Genomic DNA, 6,226 nt, shown 5'->3' on the forward strand with positions numbered 1-6,226 from the left:
CAAATGCGACGTGTATTTTTAATAATGATGTTTTTTGTGGTTTCTCTGTTTGTGGGGGCAGGGATTTCTGGGTGCAAAAGTGAGGACAAGATCGATTCGAGTGTGATTTCAACAGGGACAAATGTATCTAGTGAGATCCAAAACGAAAATGAAAATATGGACAAAAAAAGCTATGCTGGCTTGGAAGATGTTTTTAAAGATACCAAAACGATCACACCCGATGGAAAATATATGATGATTGTTTTTGGGGCGAATGGTTGCCCGTATTGTGAGATGTTGAAAAAAGACATCAAAAATACTCCCGAGCTTAAAAGCTATATCCAAGAGCATTTCAGTGCGTATTATGTCAATCTGAGTTATTCAAAAATGCACGATTTTAAAGTAGGCACAAAAGAAGATCCCAAAGAAGTCAAGGTCTCTACCGCCCAGCTTGCGCAAATGTATGATGTTCGCCCGACACCAACGATTATATTTGCTGATCCCAATGGCAAAACCATCGTGAATTTTCCCGGTTATGTTCCTGAAAAGCAGTTTATGGCTATGGTCGAATTTATCGGAAATGGGGAATGGAAAAAGGCAAAAGATCAAAAAGAAATCAATGAGCTTCTCCGTGATTTTATCTTGAATCAATCTAATCAATCTTAATCATAGGGGTGTCGATGAAGATATTTAAATTACTTTTTTGTTCTTTTTGGGTAGCGATTCCTTTACTTCTCTTGTATGCAACCGCTTGTGCTGTGGCAACGTTTATCGAAAACGACTATGGCACGCCAGCAGCCAGGGCGATGGTATATAATACGTGGTGGTTTGATGCCTTGCACCTTTATTTGCTTATTGTTTTGATTGGAACGTTGGTAGTCTCAAAGGCTTGGCAAAGAAAAAAATATGCCAGTGTTTTGTTCCACGCTTCGTTGGTGATGATTATCTTGGGTGCGGGGATTACGAGATTTTATGGGTTTGAAGGCACGATGCATATTCGTGAGGGAGAAAGCACCCACGCCATCACAACAAGTGAAAGTTTCCTCAATATCAGAGCGATAGCCCCAAATGGCGAGGTTCAAAAAGAATTTATCTCCAGCCCGCTTTCACCTTTTTCAAATTATCATCTTAAAAAAAGTATTGAGATTTTTGGCAAGCCCTTAAAGCTCGAATCTCTTGAAGTCCTCAAAAAAGATTTGAATAAAGCCAATAATACTTCTTTTTTGGTCTTGAATGCGAGTTATGATGGCACAGAACGGGTTTATAATATCACCGGCGGGCCCGGCATTGAAAGTGCGGATGTTGAGGGCATTTTTGGCGATGTCAAGATTTTTATCAATTGGGGTGTGAGGAGTGTCGAACTGCCTTTTGGTCTCAAGCTCAATCACTTTGATTTGCAACGCTATCCCGGCTCGATGAGCCCATCTTCTTATGCTTCTGAGGTGGAGGTTTTGGATTCTAACGGGAATGTAGTCAAGCCCTATCGGATCTATATGAATCACGTTTTAGATTATGACGGGTATCGATTTTTCCAATCCTCTTATGACACCGATGAAAAAGGCACGATCCTTTCTGTCAATAAAGATCCGGGCAAAGTCCCGACTTATATCGGTTATGCGATGTTGATTTTGGGGGCAATCTGGTTGCTTATTGCTGAAAATGGCAGATTTAGAAAGCTCGCAAGATTCCTCAAATCCCAAAAAATTGCTAGCCTTGCTTTTGCTCTGATACTTGGCTCAAGCGCTTGGCATATCGGCTATGCAAACGATGGGATACAAGAGGGCAAAATCGATACGCACGGACCGGCAAGCACCCAAATAGTCCCTGAAAGCACCAACCCGCATATTGATGATATGATGCCATCAAGCTCGCCGGAGGAGATTGTCCAGAGAATGGAAAATCTCAGGAAAAATTCCAAAAATCACACCAAAAAATTTGCTCGCCTCCAGCTCCAAGATTTTGGCGGGCGTATCAAGCCTGTCGATACGATGGCGATGGATGTAATCCACAAAATCACCAAAGAAGATGGCTTCAAAGGCTTGGGTAATGACCAGGTGTTTTTGGGGATGATGCTTTATCCGAATGATTGGCGAAATATCAAGATGATCTATACAGCCACACCGAGGTTGCGAGAGATTTTGGGCGTGCCAAAAGATCAAAAGCGTATCGCATTTTCCGATGCATTTGATCTCAATGGTTACAAGCTCCAAAACTATGTCGAAGAAGCCAATCGCAAAAAACCCAATGAAAGAGGCACATTTGATAAAGATGTTTTGAATGTCGATGAAAGGCTCAATCTCGCATTTATGGTCTTTAGTGGGCAGATTTTGCGGATTTTCCCTGATGAAAACTCCACCACGTGGTTTGCCCCCATCGACGCCCTAGAAAATGCCTCACCATCAAAAGCCAAAGAAATCCAAACGATTTTGGGCGATATTTTCAAAGGCTTTGACATCGGTATCGCTTATGATCGATGGGAAAAGGCGGATATGGCGCTTGATGAACTCGCTAACTATCAAAAAACGTATGGAAAAAACCTTTATTTGCCAAAATCAAAGGTTGATTCTGAAATCTTTCTCAATCACGTGAATTTCTTTGATCAGCTGACATTGCCCTATATTTTATTGGGTCTGGTGCTTTTCATCGCTGTTTTGGTGAGTATTTTGCGTGATAGACCTGTCAATATTTGGCTAAGTCGTGGTATCTATGCTGCGATACTCTTGTGCGTGATCGCCCATACGATAGGGCTTATTTTGCGCTGGTATGTTAGCGGGCATTCCCCGTGGAGCAATGCCTATGAATCAATGCTTTATATCGCTTGGGCTGCTGGGATTGCTGGGGTGGTGTTCTTTAGAAAATCCAATCTCGCCTTGTGTGCGGCAAGCTTTTTGGCAGGTATTGCCCTTTTTGTCGCTCATCTTGGTTTTATGGACCCTCAAATTGGCAATCTCGTCCCCGTGCTCAAATCCTACTGGCTCAATATCCACGTATCCGTGATTACGGCAAGTTATGGCTTTTTGGGATTGTGCTTTATTGTCGGCGTGATTACGTTGGTGATGTTTATTTTCAGAAGTCCGAGCCGCCCTAACATCGATCAAACCATCTTTTCGCTCACAGCCATCAATGAAATGAGTATGATTTTGGGGCTTTTAATGCTCACAGTCGGCAACTTCCTTGGAGGCGTTTGGGCAAATGAATCTTGGGGGCGTTACTGGGGTTGGGACCCCAAAGAAACGTGGGCATTGATTTCGATCGGCGTGTATGCGGTGATTTTGCATTTGCGATTTATGGGCTTTGCCTTTATGCCTTATATCTTTGCAGCTGCGAGCGTGGTCGGATTTTATTCGATTTTGATGACGTATTTTGGTGTGAATTATTATCTCTCAGGTATGCATAGTTATGCTGGTGGCGATCCGTTGCCTATCCCTGTGTTTTTGTATTATTTTGTTGGCTTAAGTGTGGTATTAATTGTCTTAGCAGGCTTGAAGAGAAAATTATCAATGCCTAAACTCTAATTGATAGGAAAAAAGTGAAAAAAGTGTTTATTTGGCTCTTTGGCGTTTTGATTGTTTTAGTGGGATTGGTGTATGTTTTGCTATTCACACAAATCGGGAACAATATCTTAAAACCCGTTGTCCGTGTGGCGATCAACAAATATTCGCCCATCCCTTTAGAGGTGCAAAATTTTTCTTTGCGGCTCTCTCGTTTTGATATTGCTTTGGCTCATCAAGACGCGGTTTTGGCGCATTTTTGGGGTGATTTTTCTTTATTTTCGCAGACAATCGACGCAAAATTTGACGCGACTTTCAAGGATTTATCGGTTTTAAATCCGATGGTTGGTATGCCTTTAAAAGGTGGCTTCCAGATTGATTCGAGCATTCAAGGCAAGTTTGGCGACTTGTTGGTTAAAACTACCAGCAATCTAGCCGATTCAAAAACCAAGCTAGAAGCAAGATTGATTGATTATGATTTAGCAGATCTTAATGCCGATATTACAGACTTGCACCTGGAAAAACTGCTCCCTATCATCGGGCAAAAGCCCTATGCAAGCGGGATTTTCAAGCTCAAAGCCGATGTGAAAAAAAACCAAAATCACGGCTATGATGGGCAAATCACTGCCAATATCACAGATGGTCTTCTCAATCAGAAATTGGTAAAAAATGATTTTAAAATCCCCGTTCCCAAGGTGGATTTTTTATTGGCATTGCAAGCTGATTTTAATGACAAATCTATCCAAGACAGCTTGAGCTTCACCTCTAATGTGGGGAATTTCACCACCAGCGGGACGATCGCTATCCCAGATATGCGTATTGCTAATGTCTATGAAGCCAAGTTTTCTGACCTTTCTCCTTTGAGTCCCATTGTTAAAATCCCTTTGCGAGGTAGCGCACAAACCAGTGGCGAGATCACAGGCAACCAGCAGGATTTGCATATCAAAGGCAAAAGCGACATCGCCGATTCCCAGACCCTTTATGATGTGAATTTGAAAAATTTCGCCCTCACAGCGGTGGATTTTGACATCAAAAAACTTGCAATACAAAAGATTTTATGGATGTTCTATCAACCCCAATACGCCCACGCCTCCGCAGATATGCAGGGTAATATCAGCGATTTTGCGACCTTTCCATCGATAAAATTCACCGGTAATATCACGGGCAAAACCATCAACGCCCCCATCAAAAAGCAATTTGAGATCGATATGCCCGACACGGCATTTGATAGCAAAATCGCCTTGCTTTCAAAAAATGGCACGGGCAAATTGGATTTTGATTTTGACTCCCCGATTGGATCTCTCAAGCTCAACCAAGCCGATGTTGATATGACAAAACCTCTTTTTGATGGCAAATTTCACGCTTCCTTGCCCGACCTCAAAAAGCTCAAGTTCATCACAGGCGTCGGGCTTGTAGGTTCTTTTGATGTTGATGGCAAACTCCGCTATGCTGGTGGGTTACACGCAGATTTTCATTCAAATAGTTTGGGTGGGAATCTGCAAGGTGTTTTTGAAAATGACACACTCAAAAGCGACTTCAAAGACATCCCGGTCAAAAGGCTTATTGGCTTGCTAGAAATCCCAGATGTTTTTGACGCGATGGCATCAGGCGGTCTGGATTACAATATCACCACGCAAAAAGGCAAGATCTGGGCTTCGGTGAAAAATGGCTCGATTGTTCGGAGCGATTTTACGCAACTAATCAAAAAATACGCCAAATTTGACCTCGCCAGCGAGGTTTTTGAAACGACGGATTTTACGAGTTCTATTGACAAAAAGCTTCTCAATGCCAAGCTTTCAATGCAAAGCAAAGATGTGCGTATCGAGTCAAATAAAATGCTTATCGACCTAGAAAAAAGCCAGATCGCTTCAAAAATCAGACTCTCACTCCAAAAAGATTATATTGATGTGGGTCTCAATGGCAATCTCAAATCGCCAAAAGTCGATATTGACGCGAGTGCATTACTCAAAAAACAGGCTGTCGAAGCGATTGATAAGGGCGCAGATAAGGCGATTGAGAAATATGTTCCCAAAGAAAATCAAGAGAATGTCAAAAAACTCCTCAATGGGATTTTGAAGAAATTTTAATGCTTTCATTATTTTTACTCGGTTTGGATTAAAAATCCAAACCTGAAGACCACTGCGGGCGATTAAATCGGTGTTCGCTCCTAAAGGCTTTCGCCTGTAAGCTTTTCTAATGCTTTAAACTTTTCAATCGCAAAAGAAAAGGGGTTTAATCCTCCCCTAACCCCTCCTTTAACCCACGAAAAGAATAAGCCTCCGCTTTTCTTTTCGGCAAACAAAGGAGGGGAAGTCGCTTGCTTGTGTCTCCTTGCGAAAAATCGGCGGGCGCACTTCAACGATTGGGTGGGCGGGTCAAAATTTTCCGATTTTTCACAGCACACAAGCGCGACAAAGGCAAGCAGTTTCAGAACTGCTAACAAACCAAAGCCCACTATGCTTTTTCACCCTATCTACTAAGGGGGCGTGCAGTGGGTTTCTGACCCACCCACCCGATGGTTGCAAGGGGGCGGGCGACGCTTCGCAGGTAGAACCCCGCCCCCTGCGTAATAAAAAAATAAAAAGGCGGGAGACCAAAAAACATTATTTTTTACTCGGTTGGCAATGCCAACCTGAAGACCATTCCAAGAGGCAAAGCCTCTTTTCATTCCTAAAGTTTTTTCACCCACCCACCCGATTTATTCCGTGCTTCGCACGTCATCAACCCGTTTTCTAAGGTTTCCATTCACAAACCAC

3 protein-coding genes are annotated in these 6,226 nt (G+C 42.7%); all 3 read left to right on the top strand.

Annotated elements, in window-relative coordinates; genetic code table 11:
* The first annotated feature begins 3 nt into the window (after positions 1–3).
* The 3 genes from BJI48_RS02465 to BJI48_RS02475 are packed head-to-tail and all read left to right on the top strand — an operon-like array spanning position 4 to position 5,557.
* Complete coding sequence (locus BJI48_RS02465; protein ID WP_095331502.1) at positions 4–645, top strand: thioredoxin family protein; 642 nt, start codon at positions 4–6, stop codon at positions 643–645.
* A 14-nt stretch (positions 646–659) separates the two neighbouring features.
* Positions 660–3,494, top strand: coding sequence for a cytochrome c biogenesis protein CcsA (gene ccsA / locus BJI48_RS02470; RefSeq protein WP_095331505.1), 2,835 nt, complete (start codon positions 660–662; stop codon positions 3,492–3,494).
* Between the two features lie 14 nt (positions 3,495–3,508).
* Positions 3,509–5,557 (top strand): hypothetical protein, encoded by a 2,049-nt coding sequence (locus BJI48_RS02475; RefSeq protein WP_095331507.1) that lies wholly within the window; start codon positions 3,509–3,511, stop codon positions 5,555–5,557.
* The last annotated feature ends 669 nt before the right edge of the window (positions 5,558–6,226 follow it).

Origin of the sequence: Helicobacter sp. 11S02596-1 (assembly GCF_002272825.1) — a bacterium.
Taxonomy (GTDB): domain Bacteria; phylum Campylobacterota; class Campylobacteria; order Campylobacterales; family Helicobacteraceae; genus Helicobacter_J.

Bases quoted from the DNA above. Each gene is read 5' to 3' on its own strand.
- BJI48_RS02465 (WP_095331502.1), top strand. From the start codon at position 4: ATGCGACGTGTATTTTTAATAATGATGTTTTTTGTGGTTTCTCTGTTT.
- ccsA (WP_095331505.1), top strand. From the start codon at position 660: ATGAAGATATTTAAATTACTTTTTTGTTCTTTTTGGGTAGCGATTCCT.